The organism is Catenulispora acidiphila DSM 44928 (assembly GCF_000024025.1).
Taxonomy (GTDB): Bacteria; Actinomycetota; Actinomycetes; order Streptomycetales; family Catenulisporaceae; genus Catenulispora; species Catenulispora acidiphila.
In genome coordinates, this window is the sequence record NC_013131.1 from 7104417 (window position 1) to 7121585 (window position 17169).

At 70.8% G+C, this 17169-nt stretch carries 14 protein-coding genes; 5 read left to right on the forward strand and 9 right to left on the reverse strand.

Annotation, left to right across the window (positions count from 1 at the left end; all coding sequences use genetic code 11):
* Positions 1-15: 15 nt before the first annotated feature.
* Genes nirD through CACI_RS30600 form a run of 4 tightly spaced genes read right to left on the reverse strand, consistent with a single transcriptional unit; the run spans position 16 to position 6574 of the window.
* A complete protein-coding gene (nirD, locus tag CACI_RS30585) occupies positions 16-438 on the reverse strand; it encodes a nitrite reductase small subunit NirD (protein WP_015794757.1) in 423 nt (140 codons plus the stop codon).
* Entirely contained in the window at positions 438-3008 is a 2571-nt protein-coding gene (gene nirB / locus CACI_RS30590; protein ID WP_015794758.1) for a nitrite reductase large subunit NirB, read from the reverse strand. Before nirB ends, nirD begins: the two co-directional genes overlap by 1 nt.
* 45 nt (positions 3009-3053) lie before the next feature.
* Positions 3054-4478 (reverse strand): FAD-dependent oxidoreductase, encoded by a 1425-nt coding sequence (locus tag CACI_RS46260; protein ID WP_015794759.1) that lies wholly within the window; start codon positions 4476-4478, stop codon positions 3054-3056.
* Positions 4475-6574, reverse strand: a complete 2100-nt coding sequence (locus CACI_RS30600; RefSeq protein ID WP_015794760.1) for a molybdopterin oxidoreductase family protein — start codon at positions 6572-6574, stop codon at positions 4475-4477. Before CACI_RS30600 ends, CACI_RS46260 begins: the two co-directional genes overlap by 4 nt.
* A 200-nt stretch (positions 6575-6774) precedes the next feature.
* On the opposite strand from CACI_RS30600, the gene CACI_RS30605 reads away from it, so the two are divergent.
* Positions 6775-7950, forward strand: a complete 1176-nt coding sequence (locus CACI_RS30605; RefSeq protein ID WP_015794761.1) for a uroporphyrinogen-III synthase — start codon at positions 6775-6777, stop codon at positions 7948-7950.
* Between the two features lie 43 nt (positions 7951-7993).
* Positions 7994-8797, forward strand: coding sequence for an aminoglycoside 3'-phosphotransferase (locus tag CACI_RS30610; protein WP_015794762.1), 804 nt, complete (start codon positions 7994-7996; stop codon positions 8795-8797).
* A gap of 17 nt (positions 8798-8814) precedes the next feature.
* Here CACI_RS30610 and CACI_RS30615 read toward each other — a convergent pair whose 3' ends face one another.
* The 5 genes from CACI_RS30615 to CACI_RS30635 form a co-directional block, all read right to left on the reverse strand.
* Complete coding sequence (locus CACI_RS30615) at positions 8815-9192, reverse strand: hypothetical protein (protein ID WP_015794763.1); 378 nt, start codon at positions 9190-9192, stop codon at positions 8815-8817.
* A gap of 118 nt (positions 9193-9310) precedes the next feature.
* On the reverse strand, positions 9311-9919 hold the full coding sequence (locus CACI_RS30620) for a TetR/AcrR family transcriptional regulator (RefSeq protein ID WP_015794764.1): 609 nt from the start codon (positions 9917-9919) through the stop codon (positions 9311-9313).
* Between the two features lie 16 nt (positions 9920-9935).
* Positions 9936-11243 carry a phenylacetate--CoA ligase PaaK gene (gene paaK, locus CACI_RS30625; RefSeq protein ID WP_015794765.1) on the reverse strand — a complete coding sequence of 436 codons (1308 nt, stop codon included), beginning with the start codon at positions 11241-11243 and terminating at the stop codon, positions 9936-9938.
* On the reverse strand, positions 11240-12445 hold the full coding sequence (pcaF, locus tag CACI_RS30630; protein ID WP_015794766.1) for a 3-oxoadipyl-CoA thiolase: 1206 nt from the start codon (positions 12443-12445) through the stop codon (positions 11240-11242). Before pcaF ends, paaK begins: the two co-directional genes overlap by 4 nt.
* The gene (locus tag CACI_RS30635) at positions 12442-13992 is read right to left on the reverse strand and encodes a 3-hydroxyacyl-CoA dehydrogenase NAD-binding domain-containing protein (RefSeq protein WP_015794767.1); all 1551 of its coding nucleotides are present in this window, start codon (positions 13990-13992) and stop codon (positions 12442-12444) included. Before CACI_RS30635 ends, pcaF begins: the two co-directional genes overlap by 4 nt.
* A 122-nt stretch (positions 13993-14114) precedes the next feature.
* Between CACI_RS30635 and paaN the strand changes: the two genes are divergently transcribed.
* The 3 genes from paaN to cpt are packed head-to-tail and all read left to right on the forward strand — an operon-like array spanning position 14115 to position 17163.
* Complete coding sequence (paaN, locus tag CACI_RS30640; RefSeq protein ID WP_015794768.1) at positions 14115-15782, forward strand: phenylacetic acid degradation protein PaaN; 1668 nt, start codon at positions 14115-14117, stop codon at positions 15780-15782.
* Positions 15783-15833: 51 nt separating this feature from the next.
* Positions 15834-16622: a crotonase/enoyl-CoA hydratase family protein gene (locus CACI_RS30645; protein WP_015794769.1), complete on the forward strand. Its 789-nt coding sequence runs from the start codon at positions 15834-15836 to the stop codon at positions 16620-16622.
* A gap of 19 nt (positions 16623-16641) precedes the next feature.
* Positions 16642-17163 (forward strand): chloramphenicol phosphotransferase CPT, encoded by a 522-nt coding sequence (cpt, locus tag CACI_RS30650; RefSeq protein WP_041542733.1) that lies wholly within the window; start codon positions 16642-16644, stop codon positions 17161-17163.
* Positions 17164-17169: the final 6 nt, after the last annotated feature.

Below are 17169 nucleotides of genomic sequence, written 5' to 3' on the forward strand. Positions count from 1 at the left end.
TCCTGTTTCGCCTGTTCAAGCCGCCAGAGTCGCCTCGGTGAGGAGTTCCGCATCCAGGCCCGCCTCCGATGTGACATCCGGGGCGACCCACACCACGCCCCGGTGGCGGCGCACCGCGAAGACCGGCAGGCGGACCTCCGGGGTGTCCAGCGCGACCCCGGTCGCCAGATCGAAGACGTCCTTGTACATCGGCGAGGCGACGGTCGCGGTGCCGTCGCCGCGCATGCCGGTGATGCCGCGGGAGATGACCGAGGCGCCGCAGAAGGGGTCCACGTTGCCGACCGCGTACAGCGAGCCGTCGCTGAGCCGGAACACCGCCACCGGCTCGTCCGCGACCAGGGCGGCGACGCCGCGGCCGGGCTCCAGGTCCGTGTACTTGCACACGGCGGTCCAGGCATCGGCCCGCACTTCTTCGCGGGTCAGTTCCACGGTGGTCATCAGCGCCTCCCAAGAGTGAGCAACGGCTTGATCTGGCCGCGTTCGGGTTCGAACGCGACGGTCGGGTCCGGCGCCTCCGGCGCGTTGACGAACGTGGCGAAGCGGGCCAGCTTCACCGGGTCGTCCAGCACCGCGCGCCATTCGTCGGTGTAGGCCTCGACGTGCGCGGCGATCAGCGCCTCCAGCTCCACGCCGCGGTCCTCCACGTCGTCCATCAGGACGCTGCGAAGCCGCTCCAGGCCGCCTTCGTAGCGCTCGACCCACGTCGCGGTCCGCTCCAGCCGGTCGGCCTCGGCGATGTACAGCGCCAGGAAGCGGTCGATGGTGCGGATCAGCGTCTCGTCGTCGAGGTCGGTGGCGAGCAGGTCGGCGTGCCGCGGCCGGGCGCCGCCGTTGCCGCCGACGTACAGGTTCCAGCCGCGCTCGGTGGCGATGACGCCGACGTCCTTGGACTGCGCCTCGGCGCACTCCCGCGCGCAGCCGGACACCGCCATCTTGATCTTGTGCGGCGCCCGCAGACCGCGGTAGCGCAGCTCCAGGTCGATGGCCATCTTCACCGAGTCCTGCACGCCGTAGCGGCACCAGGTGGAGCCCACGCACGACTTCACGGTCCGCAGCGCCTTGCCGTATGCGTGCCCTGATTCGAAGCCGGCGTCGACCAGGCGCTGCCAGATCTTCGGCAAGTCGGCCATCGTCGCGCCGAACAGGTCGATGCGCTGGCCGCCGGTGATCTTCGTGTAGAGGCCGAAGTCGCGCGCCACCTCGCCGATGACGATGAGCTTGTCCGGCGTGATCTCGCCGCCCGGGATGCGCGGCACGACCGAGTAGGAGCCGTTGCGCTGCAGGTTCGCCAAGACGTGGTCGTTGGTGTCCTGGAGCGCGGCCTGCCCGCCGTCCAGGACGTGCGGCTTGCTCTCGCCCTCGGCGAGCAGGCCGCCGAGGGAGGCCAGGATCGAGCCGACGGCGGGCTTGCAGACGTCGCAGCCGTCGGTCACCTCCTTGGCGGCGGTGCCGTGCTTGGCCAGGAGTTCGGCGTAGGTGGAGATGCGGTCGCGGCGGACGATGGTGTAGATCTCCGAGCGGGTCTGCGTGAAGTGCTCGCAGAGCCCCGAGCTACCGCCCGCGCCCTCGACCTTGATCAGGGTCTTGATGGAGCTGACGCAGGACCCGCATCCGGTCCCGGCCTTGGTGCACACGCCGACCTGCTTGGTCGTCACCTCGCCGTCGCCCTGCTCGGCGAGGTCGTGGATGGCGGTGCAGATCGCACCCTTGGTGACGTTGTGGCAGGAACACAGCACGGCGGCGTCCGGCAGCGCGGACGGTCCGATCGCGGCGGATCCGGCGGTCCCGGCCGGCAGCAGCAGCGCTTCGGGGGCGGCCGGCGGCTGCTCGCCGACGAGGGCGCGCAGCGTGCCGTAGTCCCCGGCGTCGCCGACCAGGATGCCGCCGAGAAGCCGGCCGTCCTGGGCGATGGTGAGCTTGCGGTAGACCTGTCGGCGCGAATCGCTGTAGGTGGCGGACATCGCGCCGTCCTCGGTACCGAACGCGTCGCCGAAGCTGGCGACCTCCACGCCGAGCAGCTTGAGCTTGGTGGAGGTGTCGGCGCCGGTGAAGGCGCGGTCCTCGACCTCCTTGGCGATGTGCGCGGCGGCTGCCTCAGCCATCTGATACCCCGGCGCGACCAGGCCGTAGACGCGGCCGTCGGCGGCCAGGGCGCACTCGCCGATCGCGTAGACGCGCTCGTCGGAGGTGCGGCAGAGCCGGTCCACGACGATGCCGCCGCGCTCGCCGACGTCCAGACCCGAACTGCGCGCCAGACTGTCCTCGGGGCGGACGCCGGCGGCGAAGACGACCAGGTCGGCGTCGATGGTCTCGGTGGTCTCGCCGCAGATGGCCTGAACGGCCGTCGCGACACCGTTTTCGTCGACCAGGACCTTGTCCAGGCGCGTGCCGGTGTGCAGCGTGACTCCGAGTTCTGAGATACGTCCTTGCAACGCCGCCGCGCCGCCGTCGTCCACTTGGAGCGGCATCAGGCGCGGCGCGAACTCCACGACCGTGGTCTTCAGCCCCAGACTGGTCAGCGCCTTGGCGGCCTCCAGCCCGAGCAGTCCGCCGCCGACCACCACGCCGGACGTGCGGCCGTGCTCGGCGGCGTACGCGGCGATGGCCTCGACGTCGTCCAGAGTGCGGTAGACGAAGCAGCCCGGCGCCTGGTGGTTCTCCACCGGCGGCACGAACGGCCGCGAGCCGGTCGCCAGCACCAGCGTGTCGTAGCTGCGCACGCTGCCGTCGGCGGTGGTGACGGTCTGCGCCTCCCGGTCTATGGCCGCCACGGCGACGCCGGTGACGACCTCGACCGCGCCGTCCGGATACGGATCCAGGTGCAAGGACCTGTGATCGCGGTCGTCGAACCACGAGGAGAGGCGGACGCGGTCGTAGGCGGGCCGGTCCTCGGCTCCGAAGACGGTGACGGAGGGCGCCGGGTGCCCGTGCTCCAGCAGGCTGGAGACGAAGCGGTGGGCGACCATGCCGTGACCGACGACCAGAACGGTGCGCTGCGAGGGGCTCATGCTGAAAGACTCCCGCGCCGCCGTTACCCGTCCGCTTCAGTCGTGTTACGTACCGTCGAAACCGCCCGCACCGCGCCCCGCCCCCGATGTGAGAAGCGCGGCCGGCGACTGCGGAGCCGGCGCCGTCGGCCGGGCTATGGCCCGGGCCAGGGCGGCCGCGGCTCCCACATCGCCGACCAGCGCGGCGGCCACCGGCACGTCGCCGTCGAGCACGAGCACCTTGCGCGTCCGGCGCCGCTGATCGGTGAACTGGATCGAGGCCTCGGGACGCGGGCGCCCCATGACGGCCACATCAGCGCCGGGGATGCCGTAGGTACGCAGGCGCAGCGGCGGCGGCGCTGCCGGGAGCGGCGAGAAGCCGTTCACGATCGAGAACGCGGCGCGGCGGGCATCGTCCAGGGCGGCGAGCGCGCCGGAGGGCCGATCAACGCTCTGCGCGCAGTCGCCGACGGCGAAGATCCGCTCATCGCCAAGCGAGCGACCGGAGGAATCGACGAGGATTCCGCGCCCGACCGGCAGCCCTGCGGCACGAGCGAGACCGACGCGAGGCTGCGCGCCGCAGGCAAGAATCACCAGATCGGCGGTCGGCCAGATGCCTCCGGTGATGGCGGAGACATCGGTATCGCAGTGCACGGTGATACCGGCTTGAGCCAGGGAACCGGCGAGCAAGGCGCCCGATTCCGCATCCAGCCACCGGGAAAGGACGTGCGGGCCTCGGTGGAGCAACTCGACCCGGATGCCCCGACTCGCCAGCGCGCAGGCGGTCTCGACGCCAAGCGGCCCGCCGCCGACGACCGCGACCCGCCGCGTCGCCGCATGCCGACGACCGCCGAGACCGGCGAGCACGCTGCGGCCGAGCTGCGCCATGCCGGAGCCTGAGCCGGCTTCGCGAGTCGCCTCGCCGCGCGCGCCGCTTCGCGCACGTCCGCCGAAGAGCGGGACGCCGCCGGTCGGGGTCGCACCGGAGCCGGTTTCCCCGTTCGTCTCGCCGCGCGCGCCGGCGAGCGGAGGGCGGTCTGTCTGCGCTATGCCGGAGCCGGTGTCCTGGTTGGCTTCGCCGCGCGAACGGGTGTCTCGGCGAGCGGTTTCGTCGAGGTTGCCGTCTGCATTCAGCTCGGCGAGGATCGTCCGGACATCGGCGAGTGTCCGGAGCGCCACCGTGTTGCCCCGCACTGGCGGGATCACTGCCTCTGCTCCGGTGGCGATGACCAGGTGGTCGAAGTCCGCCTTGGCGATGCTGCGCAGTTGCGTGTTCCTATAGATCAGGCGCGGATCGGTCAGGGTCGGCAACTCGATCGCGCTGGGAGCGTGGCGTCCGGCGAGCAGATCGGTCAGCAGCACCCTGTTATAGGGGTGTCCCGGCTCTCCCGCGTGCCAGGTGATCGTGCCGTCGAACGCCGGATCGGCCAGCAGCCGCCGCACCACTTCGTGTCCCGCGAGTCCTGCGCCCGCGACCACTACCCGGCTCATTGCGCCGCCTCCACTCGAACCGCCGCCGTCTTGAACGCCGGCATCCCGGACACCGGATCTGTCGTCCGGCGCGTCAGGACGTTCGCGCGTCCCGGTCCGGCCCAGTGAAATGGCATGAACACGGTGTCCGGGCGGATCACGTCGCTGATCCGCGCCGCCGCGACCGCCGTCCCGCGCCGGCTCGTCACTCGCACCGGGTCCCCTTCGGCGACCGCGAGCGCCGCCGCCAGATCCGGATGCAGTTGCACGAACGGTCCCGGCTCGGCGGCGTTCAGCGCGGGCACTCGCCGCGTCTGCGCTCCCGATTGGTACTGCGCCAACACCCGGCCGGTCGTCAGCCGGTACGGGAAGTCCACCGACGGTTCCTCCACTGCCGGCTCGCACGCGACCGGCACGAAGCGTGCCAAGCCGTCCGGCGTCCCGAACGTGTCCAGGAACATTCGCGGTGTTCCAGGGTGGTCGGGCGTCGGACACGGCCAGTGCAGACCGACACCCTCCGACGTCGCATCCAGCCGCTCATGGGAGAGCCCTGAGTAGTCCGCGACTCCCCCGGCTGAGGCAAGAGCCAGTTCGGTGAACACCTTCGCCGGCGCGGTCAGGAAGCCCGGCCAGCCCAGCCGTTCGGCCAGACCACCCATGACGTCCAGGTCCGAGCGCACTCCGTCAGGCGGTGCCACAGCCTGTCGACGTAGCAGAACCCTGCCTTCCAGGTTGGTGACCGTCCCGGTCTCCTCAGCCCACTGAGTCACCGGAAACACGACGTCCGCCAACGCCGCGGTCTCCGACAGCACCACATCGGACACCATCAAGAAGTCCAGCTCCCGCAACCGAGATGTCACGAACTCCGCATCCGGCGCCGACACCACAGGATTGGACCCGGCAACCAACAGGGCACGTATATCAGCACCGCACGATGCCAACAGCTCCACCGCCGGACGCCCCGGTCCCGGCAGCGCGTCCGGGCTGATCCCCCACACCTCGGCGACATGCTCACGCGCCGCCGGGTCGGTGATCTTCCGATAGCCGGGCAGCTGATCGGCCTTCTGCCCGTGTTCCCGACCGCCCTGGCCGTTGCCCTGGCCGGTGATCGCGCCGTAGCCGCAATAGGGACGTCCCGCTTTGCCCGCCGCGAGCGCCACGTTGATCCAGGCGTTCACGGCGTCGGCGCCGTCTGCCTGCTGTTCGGTGCCGCGCGCGGTGAGGACCATGCCCGTGGAACCGCGGCTCCCGGCGAACATCCGCGCCGCCGCGCGCACGTCCCCTGCCGGAACCCCGCACACCGCCTCGACGCGTTCGGGCCACCAGCGCTGGGCCTCGGCTCGCGCCTCTTCGAAACCGCTGGTGCGCGCGGCGATGAAGTCGTCGTCGATCAGGTGCTCGGCGATCAGAACATGGAGCAATCCGGCAGCCAGCGCCGCATCCGTACCCGGAACCGGCTGCAGGTGCAGGTCGGCCTGGTCGGCAGTCCGGGTCCGGCGCGGGTCGACCACGATCAGCCGACCGCCGTTCTCCCGCTGCGTCGTGAAGTAGCGCAACGCCGGCGGCATCGTGTCGGCGAGGTTGGAGCCGACCAGCAGGATCACGTCGGTCTGCGCGACATCGGCGAGCGGGAACGGCAGACCGCGGTCCACGCCGAAGGCGCGCTGCGAGGCCGCGGCTGCCGCGCTCATACAGAAGCGGCCGTTGTAGTCGATGTTCGGTGTCCGCAGGACCACGCGTGCGAACTTGCCGAGGGAATATGCCTTCTCATGCGTCAGTCCTCCGCCGCCGAACACCCCGACGGCGGCGCGGCCGTGGTCGGCGGCGATCGATGTCAGGCGTGCCGCGGCGACGTCGAGCGCTTCGTCCCACGTCGCCGGTTCCAGCTCGGCGCCTGGGGTGCGGCGCAGCAGCGGTGCGGTCAGGCGGAGGGCGGGGTTGAGGAGTTCGGTCGAGGTCGCGCCCTTTTGGCACAGCGCTCCTCGGTTGACCTGGAACGCGTCCCAGCCGGCGGCACGCAGCGGCGAGGTGCCGGCGGCGTCGGCGTGCAGCTCCATCCCGCACTGCAACGCGCAGTACGGGCAGTGGGTGCGGGTGGCCGGGGAGAGCGCGTCCATGGCTCCAGCCTCGCCAGTGCGCATTTCCGGCGGAGCGCCGCGTCGTTACCCTCGCGCGACGGAGGTCTCACACCGTCGGTCGCCCGACATGACGTGTTGCGGGCCGGGCGCGCCTGGCCCGCCGCCGGACGCGGACCGTCTTACCGCCCCGTATCCGGTCGGCAACACCACCGTAATCGGGCCTGGAGATAGTGCGGCGCATGGACACCACGACAACCGCATCCGGCACAGCGGGTTCGCCGACCGTCACTGAGGCCGGACTGCTCCCCGAACCCCTGGTCGGCTGCGTCGTGGCGATCACTTCCGACAGACGCCGGGAGGAGTTGGGGGCGATACTGCGGCGGCGCGGCGCGGAGGTCATGATGGCGCCGACCATGCGCATCATCCCGCTGAGCGACGACCGGGTCCTGCGGGCCGCGACCGAGGAGTGCCTGCGCGAGCCGTTGGACTACGCGGTGGCCACGACCGGCATCGGGTGGCGCGCGTGGATCTCGACCGCCGAGGGCTGGGGACTGGCCGAGCCGCTGACGGCGGTCCTGGGCTCGGCGACGCTGGCCGCGCGCGGCCCGAAGGCGACCGGCGCGATCCGGCAGTGTGGGATGCGCGAAACCTATTCGCCGCCGTCGGAATCCTCCACCGAGCTGCTGGCCTGGCTGCTCGCCCAGGACCTGGCCGGCACCCGCATCGCGGTGCAGCTGCACGGCAGCGCCGACACCGCCTTCCTGGACGCCCTGCGCGGCGCCGGCGCGGAGGTAGTGCCCGTGCCGGTGTACCAGTGGGGCGCCCCGCAGGACACTGCCGCCGTCGGCCGCCTGGTCGAGGCGGTGGTGCGCCGGCAGGTGCACGCGGTGGCCTTCACCTCGGCGCCGGGCGCGGCGGCGTTCCTGGCAGCGGCCGAGAACGACGGCAACCTGCCCCGCGTCATAGACGCCATGCAGGCGGACGTCCTGGCAGCCTGCATCGGCCCGGTCTGCGCGGCTCCCCTGGAGCCGCACGGCATCACCCCGGTCTGGCCCGACCGCGGCCGCCTCGGCTCCCTGGCCCGCGTGATCACCCAGGAACTGCCCCCGCGCGTCCGCCGCAAGCTGAACACCCCCGGCCGCGACATCGTGGTCCAGGGCAACGCAGTCCTGATCGACGGCCGCCCGGTCCCCCTGTCCCCCCTGCCCGCCGGCGTCCTGCGCGAGCTGGCCCGCCAACCCGGCCGCGTCCTGAGCCGCGCCGAACTCCTCCGCCGCGTCTGGACCGGCATGCGCCGCGACGAGCACGCCGTCGAGGCGACCGTCGCGCGCCTGCGCACCTCGCTCGGCGAGCACGCGGACGTGGTCGCGACGGTGACGAAGCGCGGGTATCGGCTGGCGGTCGATCCGAGCTGAAAATACCCGAGAGCTTCGACCGTCTCCTGGCATCCTCGGCTGTGTGACCTCGCTCAGCTTTAACAACATCCCGCCAGCCGACCATCCGATTCCCGACGCCGTCCGCGACGCTGCGGGCGGCCGCACCATCGTTCCGGTCTGGTTCAACGAGGGCGGTTCGACCTTTCGCCTCGGCGACGCTCCGGACGCTCGCTATGCGAAGTGGGCGCCGGCCGGCAGCTACCTCGACCTGGCGGGCGAGGCAGCACGGATTCGTTGGGCGGGGGCGTTCGTGACTGTGCCGCAGGTGGTGGAGCAGGCGGCGAGTGCCGAGGGGTCGTTGCTCGTCACCGCCGCGCTCGAGGGGGAGATGGCGGTGACTGAGCGGTGGAAGCAGGATCCTGCGACGGCTGTGCGAGTCATCGGGGAGAGTCTGCGCGCTTTTCATGACGCGCTGCCGGTCGACTCGTGCCCCTTCAGCTTCTCCGCCGAGCTGCGGGTTGCCGAGGCTGTGCGCTATGCCGAGGAGCTGAAGGACCGCACCATGCATCCTGACTTCGCCGGTCTCACGCGGGAGCAGGCGCTCAAGCGAGTCGCCGACATCCCGCCGGTGGACAAGCTCGTGGTCTGCCATGGCGACACCTGCGCTCCAAACACGCTGCTGTCCGCCGACGGCCGCTTCGCAGGGCACGTAGACCTCGGCGATCTCGGCGTCGCGGACCGCTGGTCGGATCTGGCGATCGCCACCTGGTCGACGACCTGGAACTACGGCGACGGCTGGCAGGAGGCGCTGCTGGAGGCGTACGGAATCGCGCCCGATCCCGAGCGCACCGAGTACTACCGGCTGCTGTGGGAAGTCAGCTACTGATTCAGCTGCTAAATCGGCTACTGAACCGCCTGAATAGGCTGCTGAACCAGCTGAACCGGCGTCGGAGCCAGGATCCGCCAGCGCTCGACCAGCAGCGGCAGCAGCACATTGCGCCAGATCTCCAGATCGACCTGCCCGCTGCTCATGCCGCCGCGCGCCAGCTCCTCGCGGTAGATGCGGTCCGTGGTCTGGTCCTGTAAGTCGTTGCCGGTGGTCCAGCGGAAGGAGGAGCGCAGGATCTCGACCAGATCGCGCTCGGAGGTCGGCAGGACCCGTTTCGCCAGCATCGTGCGCAGGGATCGCCATACGTACGGATCCCCGCGCAGACCCCACGTCGCCGGTTCCGGGTCGAAGAGGTCGGCAATCGTGCCGACGGGCGCGAACTCATCGATCATGTCGCGAACTTTCTTTGGTCACCACGTCTAGCGCAGATCTTCCCGAATCTGCGCGGTCCTCACAAGACGTTGGCGGCTAAGACTCACCAAAGAATCGCGGCCAGTTCGCCTCCTGCGATCAGCGGCGCCGCAAGCCGTCGAACACCAGGTGGGTCACCGCGGAGGCGACATCGTCGGCGGACCAGCGCGCCGGACCCGGCCGGTACCACTCCACGACGGAGTTCACCATCCCGAACACCAGCCGCGAGGCCAGCCGCGGATCGAGATCGGTCCGCAGCGCCCCGGCCGCCGCCGCGCGCTCGACGAACCCTGCCAGCCGCTGGTCGATCTCGCGCCGCCGGGCCTGCGCGGCCCGCTCGGTCTCGGTGTTGCCGCGCACGCGCAGCAGCAGCGTGACGTACGGCAGCTCGTCGACGAGGATCTGCACCGCGCGGAACACCGCCTGCTCCACCCGGTCCAGCTCGCCGGCGTCCGGCAGCGCCTCCAGGGTGTCCAGCGAGGCGTTCAGCGCGTCCAGGGCCCGGTTGACGCCGCGCGTCAGCAGCTCTTCCTTGCCCTTGACGTGGTGGTAGATCGACGATTTCGTGATCCCCGCCGCCCGCGCCAGGTCCTCCATGCTGGTGCCGTCGTATCCGCGCTCGTTGAACACGGCGACCGCGACTTCCAACAGGGAGTCCGGGGTGTAGGTGATGCGCCGCGAGGCGGCGCTCGTCCGGCTGGTGTTCATCGGGACCCGTCGCAGATCATGTGTGGTCGCCTCGCAGGTCGAGGATGCGTTGTGCCTTGCCCTGCGACCGTTCCAGGCCGCCGGGGTCGAGCACGTCAACGGTAATGGTGACGCCGAACCTCTCCTTCACCCCGGACGCCAGCCGCCCGGCCGCGGCGCCCCGGTCCACCTCCGCCTCGCGCGCCTCGACCCGCACGCACAGCTCGTCGAGCCGTCCGGGGCGGGTCAGGACACAGACGAAGTGCGGCGCGAGCCCGGCGACCGTCAGCAGCTCCTCCTCGATCTGGCTGGGGAAGAGGTTGACGCCGCGCACGATCATCATGTCGTCGCTGCGCCCGGTGATGCGCTCCATCCGCCGCATCGGCCGGCTCAGACCCGGCAGCAGCCGGGTGAGATCACGCGTGAGGTAACGGACGACCGGCATCGCCTGCTTGGTCAGCGAGGTGAAGACGAGCTCGCCCTTCGCGCCGTCGGGCAGCACCTCACCGGTCTCCGGATCGACGATCTCGGGATAGAAGTGGTCCTCCCACAGGTACGTGCCGTCCTTCTCCGCGACGTCCTCGTTGCCGACGCCGGGACCCATCACCTCGGAGAGCCCGTAGATGTCGACGGCGTGCACCGCCAACCGCTCCTCGATCTCGGCGCGCATGGCGTCGGTCCACGGCTCCGCGCCGAGCACCGCGATCCGCAACGAGGTCGAAGCCGGGTCAATACCCTGTTTCTCCATCTCGTCGACGATCGCCAGTAAGTACGACGGCGTCACGCAGATGACGTCAGGCTCGAAGTCCTGGATCAGCTGCACCTGCCGCGCGGTCTGGCCGCCGGAGATCGGGATCACGGTGCAGCCCAGCACCTCGGCGCCGTAATGCACACCGAGCCCGCCGGTGAACAGGCCGTAGCCGTAGGCGACGTGGACCCGGTCGCCGGGCCGGACGCCGGCGGCGCGCAGCGAGCGCGCGCCGACCGAGGCCCAGTTCTCCAGGTCGGCGGCGGTGTAGCCGACGACCGTCGCCTTACCGGTCGTGCCGGACGAGGCGTGGATCCGCGCGACGTGCTCCCTCGGGACGGCGAACATGCCGAAAGGGTAGTTGTCGCGCAGGTCTTTCTTCGCCGTGAAGGGGAAGTGCTTCAGGTCGGCGAGTTCCTTGAAGTCGCGCGGATGCACGCCGGCGGCGTCGAAGGCTGCCGTGTAGTGCGGCACGTTGGCGTAGGCGTGGTTCAGCGACCACGCCATGCGCTCGGTTTGCAGAGCCCTGAGTTCCCCGACGGAAGTGCGCTCGGCGTCATCGAGCACTCGCGAGGCGATCTCAGGAAGCGAACTCATGCCGCACGCTCCAGCAGGACCGCGATCCCCTGCCCTACGCCGATGCACATCGTCGCGACGGCGTAGCGCGCCTGACGCTCCTTCAGCTCCAACGCCGCGGTGAGCGCCAGCCGCGCGCCGGAGGCACCGAGCGGGTGGCCGAGGGCGATCGCGCCGCCGTTGGGGTTCACGTGCGCGGCGTCGTCGGGCAGCCCGAGTTCGCGCAGGCAGGCCAGCGACTGCGCGGCGAAGGCCTCGTTGAGCTCGACGACGTCGATGTCGCCGATCCCCAGTTTCGCGCGCTCCAGCAGCCCGCGCGTGGCCGGGACCGGGCCGATGCCCATGACGCGCGGCTCGACGCCGGCGGTGTGGGAGGTGACGACCTTCGCCAGCGGCGTGAGCCCGTAGCGCTCGACGGCCTCGCCGGAGGCGACGAGCAGCGCCACCGCGCCGTCGTTGACGCCGGAGGCGTTGCCGGCGGTGACGGTCCCGCCCTCGCGGAACGGCGTGCCGAGCTTGGCGAGCGCCTCCATCGAGGTGCTGCGCGGGTGCTCGTCCTTGTCGACGAGGACCGGATCGGCCTTGCGGCGGGAGATGCTGATCGGCGTGATCTCCTTGGCCAGCCGGCCGTTCTCCTGAGCACGCAGCGCGCGTTCCTGCGAGCGAAGGGCGAACGCGTCCTGGTCCTCACGTCCGACATGGAAGTCGGCGGCGACGTTCTCGGCGGTCTCGGGCATGGAGTCGATGCCGTACTGCTTCTTCATCAGGGTATTGACGAAGCGCCAGCCGATGGTGGTGTCGAAGACGTCGGCGCTGCGGGCGAAGGCGGTGTCGGCCTTGCCCATCACGAACGGCGCCCGCGACATGGACTCCACCCCGCCGGCCACCACGACGTCCGCCTCACCGAGCCGGATCTGCCGCGCGGCCTGCACCAGCGCCTCCAGCCCGGAGCCGCACAGCCGGTTCACGGTCGCGCCGGGCACCGTCACCGGCAGCCCGGCCAGCAGCAGCGCCATGCGCGCCACGTCGCGGTTGTCCTCACCGGCCTGGTTGGCGTCCCCGAGGAAGACCTCTTCGACAGCCGCGCCCGGTATCTGCGGCACACCGGCCATCAGCTCCCTGATGACGTGCGCCGCCATGTCGTCGGGGCGGACCGGCGCCAGCGCGCCGCCGTAGCGGCCGAAGGGGGTGCGGGTGCCGGTGACGAGGTAGGCGTCGGTCATGGCTGGTCCTTGTCGGGGTTGTCGTTCTCTTGCCGGTCCTGGGTCTGGGTTTGGGACTGACTATCGGTCTGGGGCTGACTCTCGGTCTGAGTCTGCTGGAAGGCCTGCTCCAGGTCGATGATGAAATCCCTGCCGACATGGTGCGCCAGCGGCGTGTCCATGAGCAGGTCGGCCTGGGCGAGATGCCGCAGCAGGGGCGAGGCGCGGTAGCGGCCGTCGCGGTACACGTCCTCGAGGTTGTCGAGGACTTCCCTGATGTAGGCGAAGCCCAGATCCGCACCCCACTCCAGCGGTCCGCGGGGGTAGTTCACCCCGAGCTTCATGGCGGTGTCGATGTCCTCTTCCTCGGCGTCGCCTCGGTACAGCGCATCCACCGCCTCGTTGACCAGGCGTGCGACGGTGCGGGTCACGACCAGGCCCGGGACGTCCTCAAGCACCACGACCTTCTTGCCCTCGCGCTGCAGCCGGGCGATCGTCGCCTCCAGGGCCGCGTTCGGAGTGTCGGCGGCAGGCGCGAGCGCCACGGTGGGGGTGCCGGCGAGGTCGAGCGTGAGATCCATCAGGATCCGGCCGTCGCCGTAGGAGGTCGCCGTCTTGCCGCGGCTGCGGTAGAGGCGCGGCCTGCCGGAGGCGGTCACATCGCGCGTGTCCTCATAACGCGGCGCGGGCTTGTCCACGCCCTCGCCGTACTCGTAGAACCCGCGACCGCTCTTGCGCCCCAAGCGCTTCGCGGCCACGTACTCCTTCTGCGTCCACGCGGGGGTGTAGCGCGGGTCGTACCCGGTCGCCTCCCACACCGAGGTCGAGACGGCGAGGTTCACGTCGAGCCCGATCATGTCCATCAGCTCGAACGGACCCATCTTGAAGCCGCCGCTCTCGCGCAGGACGGCGTCGATGGTCGCGAAGTCCGCCGCCTGCTCCTCGGAGGCGCGCAGCGCTTCGGCGTAGAACGGCCGGGCGACGCGGTTGACGATGAAGCCGGGCGTGGAGCGGCAGCGGACGGTGGTCTTGCCCCAGGCCTCGGCCAGTTCCGCGACGGCGGTGCCGAGCTCGGGGTCGGTGGCCAGGCCGTCGATGATCTCGACCAGCGGCATCAGCGGCGCCGGGTTGAAGAAGTGCATGCCGACCAGGCGTTGCGGGTCCTTCAAACCGCCGGCGATGGCGCTGATGGACAGCGAGGAGGTGTTGGTCGCCAGCAGGCAGTCCGGGCCGACGATGCCCTCCAGGCCGGCGAACAGCTTCTGCTTGACACCCAGGTCCTCGATCACCGCCTCGACCACGAGGACGGCGTCGCTCAGCGCGTCCAGTGCCTCGATCGCCGACAGCCGGTCCTTGGCCGCTTGAGCTTCCTCAGCAGCGATTCTTCCCTTGGCCGCCAGCGAGTCCAGCCGCTTGCCGATCCCGGCGACCGCGCGCGCCGCGGCGCCCTGGACCGCGTCGTAGACCGCGACCGGGTGCCCGGCCTGCACGGCCAGTTGGGCGATCCCGGCGCCCATCGTGCCGGCGCCGATCACTCCCACGAGTGATCCGTTCGCCTCGATCGCCACGCGTTCGCTCCTTCCCAGGCGGCGGGCGACGGGTGAGGGGTGTCCCACCCTGGAACCGACCGACCGTTCGGTTTACTCTAGAACCCGTCAGGGCCGCCACACCAGCATTCCGGGAGTCGATGATGACCGCCACGGCCGAGCAGTTCTCCGTCCGCCACCGTGAAACCCTCGATCGGGCGGTGGAGGCGATCCGCGAACGCGCGTTCTGGACGCCCTACCCGGAGATCCCCAAGGCCTACGGCGAGGAGGCCGCGAGCGCCGGCAAGCTCGCCTACGAGGGCTACCTGAACCGGCGGTTCCCGCTGGCCCAGCCCGGGACCGACGAGCTGGTCGGGGCGGAGAGGTCGCCGTACGGCGTGGACCTGGGCGTCACCTACCCGCACCCGGACCTGGACGTGCTGCTGCCGGCGATGCGGCGCGCGATGCCGAAGTGGCGCGACGCCGGTCCCGAGGCCCGCGCGGCGGTGCTCATCGAGGCGCTGGCCCGGCTGAACGCGCGCACCCACGAGATCGCGCACGCCGTGCACCACACCTCGGGCCAGGCGTTTGGCATGGCTTTCCAGGCCGGCGGCCCGCACGCGCAGGACCGCGGGCTGGAGGCCGTCGCCTACGCCTACGCCGCGCAGACCGCACAGGTCGCGGCCGCCGAATGGGAGAAGCCGCAGGGACCGAAGCCGGCGCTGCACATGGCCAAGAAGTTCACCGCTGTCCCGCGCGGCATCGGCCTGGTCATCGGCTGCAACACCTTCCCGACCTGGAACAGCTACCCGGGCCTGTTCGCCTCGCTGGCGACCGGCAACGCGGTGGTCGTCAAGCCGCACCCGAACGCCGTCCTGCCGCTGGCGATCTCGGTCGCCGTCCTGCGCGACACCCTGGCCGAGGCGGGCTTCGACCCGGACCTGGTCGCCCTGGCGGTGGAGCGGCCCGGCGAGGGACTGGCCAAGACGCTGGCGCTGCGCCCGGAGATCCGCATCATCGACTACACCGGCTCCACGGAGTTCGGCGTCTGGCTGGAGCGCAACGCCCCGCAGGCCGTGGTGTACACCGAGAAGGCCGGCATCAACACCGTGGTCGTGGACTCGGTCGAGGACTACAAGGGCATGCTGGGCAACCTGGCGTTCTCCTTCTCCCTGTACAGCGGCCAGATGTGCACCACCCCGCAGAACATCTTCGTCCCCCGCGAAGGCATCACCGCCGCCGGGGAGCACAAGTCCTTCGACGACTTCGCCGCGGACCTGGCCACCGCCGTCGACAAGCTCCTCGGCGACGACGCCCGCGCCAACGCCCTGCTCGGCGCGGTCTGCAACCCCGGCGTCACCGACCGTCTGAAGCAGGCCGAATCGGTCGGCAAGACCGTCCTGGCCTCCCACACCGTGGCCAACCCCGACTACCCCGCCGCCGAAGTCCGCACCCCCCTGATCGCCGCCATCGACATCACCGACACCGACACCTACACCGGCGAATGGTTCGGCCCGATCAGCTTCCTGATCGCCGCCGACAGCACCGACCAAGCCATCGAAACCTTCCGCGAAACCGTCCGAGACCACGGCGCCATCACCGCAGCGGTCTACTCCACCGACGACGACACCATCGCCAAAACCGAACAAGCAGCCCTCGACGCCGGCGTGAACCTCTCCGTCAACCTCACCGGCGCCGTCTACGTGAACCAAAGCGCCGCCTTCTCCGACTTCCACGCCACCGGCGCCAACCCGGCCGCCAACGCCGCCCTGTCCGACCTGGCCTACGTCGCCAGCCGGTTCCGGGTCGTGCAGTCGCGGCGGCACATCTGAGCGGTCCCGCCATATCTGGCGGAGTGACGGCAGGCGGGCCAGACTTCCCCCATGAACGCTGAGCTCCCTGCCGTCCGCACCGAGAAGAACGGTGCGGTCACGACCGTGATCCTGCATCGGCCTGCGGTGCGCAATGCGGTGGATCCGGCGACGGCGGCGGGGTTGGTGGCTGCGTTTCGGGAGTTCGAGGAGGATGCCGGGGCTAATGTCGCGGTGTTCTTTGGCGATGGGGGGACGTTCTGTGCCGGGTTCGATCTCAAGGCTCTGACTGCTGGGGCGGTGCCGGCGGGGATGCTGGCTTACGGGGACGGGCCGATGGGTCCTTCGCGGTTGCGGCTGTCCAAGCCGGTGATTGCGGCGGTCGCCGGGCATGCGGTGGCCGGTGGGCTGGAGTTGGCGCTGTGGTGTGACCTGCGGGTGGTGGAGGAGAGCGCGGTGTTCGGCGTCTTCTGTCGGCGCTGGGGTGTTCCGTTGGTGGATGGTGGGACGGTGCGGCTGCCGCGTCTGATCGGGCACAGTCGCGCCATGGACATGATCCTCACCGGGCGCGCGGTCGCCGCTGACGAGGCTCTGGCCTGGGGGTTGGCCAACCGGGTGGTGCCCGATGGCACGGTCCGCGCCGCCGCTGAGGCGCTGGCCGCGGAGATCGCCGCGCTGCCGCAGCTGTGCCTGCGCGAAGATCGCATGTCAGTACTCGAGCAGGACGGTCTGGACGAGGAGGCCGCGCTGCGCAACGAGCTGCGGCACGGGCAGGTCTCGCTGTCCGAGTCGGCCGCCGGCGCGCAGCGGTTCGCCGGCGGCGAGGGACGCCACGGCGCCTCGGCGAGCCCGACGCCGTAGGCTGACTGACGTGACGCAGGTGATCATCCTCAACGGCGGCTCCAGCTCCGGCAAGACCAGCATCGCGCGCAGCCTGCAAGCCCTGCTGCCGGACCCCTGGCTGTCCTTCAGCATCGACGACTTCGTCGAGGCGCTGCCCGAGAGGATGCTCTCCTCGGACGCCGGGATCCAGTTCGCACCGGGCGGCGCGGTCAGCGTCGGCGCGGACTTCCGCACCCTGGAGGCCGCCTGGATGGCCGGCATCGCGGCGACGGCCCGAGCCGGGGCGCACGTCGTCATCGACGACGTCTTCCTCGGCGGCGCGGCCTCCCAGCAACGCTGGGAGCAGGCGCTCGGCGAGCTGGACATCCTCTGGGTCGGTGTCCGCTGCAACCCGGAAGCCGCCGCACAGCGCGAGGGCAGACGCGCCAACCGCACCGCCGGGATGGCCGCACAGCAGGCGGAGACGGTTCACGAAGGCGTGCGCTACGACCTGGAGCTCGACACCGCGAACACCGGTTCCGCCGACTGCGCCCGGACGATCGCCGAGCGCCTCAGCTGACCCAGG

Excerpts from the sequence above, each read along its gene's own strand:
- nirD (WP_015794757.1), bottom strand. The coding sequence starts at position 438 with ATGACCACCGTGGAACTGACCCGCGAAGAAGTGCGGGCCGATGCCTGG.
- nirB (WP_015794758.1), bottom strand. The coding sequence starts at position 3,008 with ATGAGCCCCTCGCAGCGCACCGTTCTGGTCGTCGGTCACGGCATGGTC.
- CACI_RS46260 (WP_015794759.1), bottom strand. The coding sequence starts at position 4,478 with ATGAGCCGGGTAGTGGTCGCGGGCGCAGGACTCGCGGGACACGAAGTG.
- CACI_RS30600 (WP_015794760.1), bottom strand. The coding sequence starts at position 6,574 with ATGGACGCGCTCTCCCCGGCCACCCGCACCCACTGCCCGTACTGCGCG.
- CACI_RS30605 (WP_015794761.1), top strand. The coding sequence starts at position 6,775 with ATGGACACCACGACAACCGCATCCGGCACAGCGGGTTCGCCGACCGTC.
- CACI_RS30615 (WP_015794763.1), bottom strand. The coding sequence starts at position 9,192 with ATGATCGATGAGTTCGCGCCCGTCGGCACGATTGCCGACCTCTTCGAC.
- CACI_RS30620 (WP_015794764.1), bottom strand. The coding sequence starts at position 9,919 with ATGAACACCAGCCGGACGAGCGCCGCCTCGCGGCGCATCACCTACACC.
- paaK (WP_015794765.1), bottom strand. The coding sequence starts at position 11,243 with ATGAGTTCGCTTCCTGAGATCGCCTCGCGAGTGCTCGATGACGCCGAG.
- pcaF (WP_015794766.1), bottom strand. The coding sequence starts at position 12,445 with ATGACCGACGCCTACCTCGTCACCGGCACCCGCACCCCCTTCGGCCGC.
- paaN (WP_015794768.1), top strand. The coding sequence starts at position 14,115 with ATGACCGCCACGGCCGAGCAGTTCTCCGTCCGCCACCGTGAAACCCTC.
- CACI_RS30645 (WP_015794769.1), top strand. The coding sequence starts at position 15,834 with ATGAACGCTGAGCTCCCTGCCGTCCGCACCGAGAAGAACGGTGCGGTC.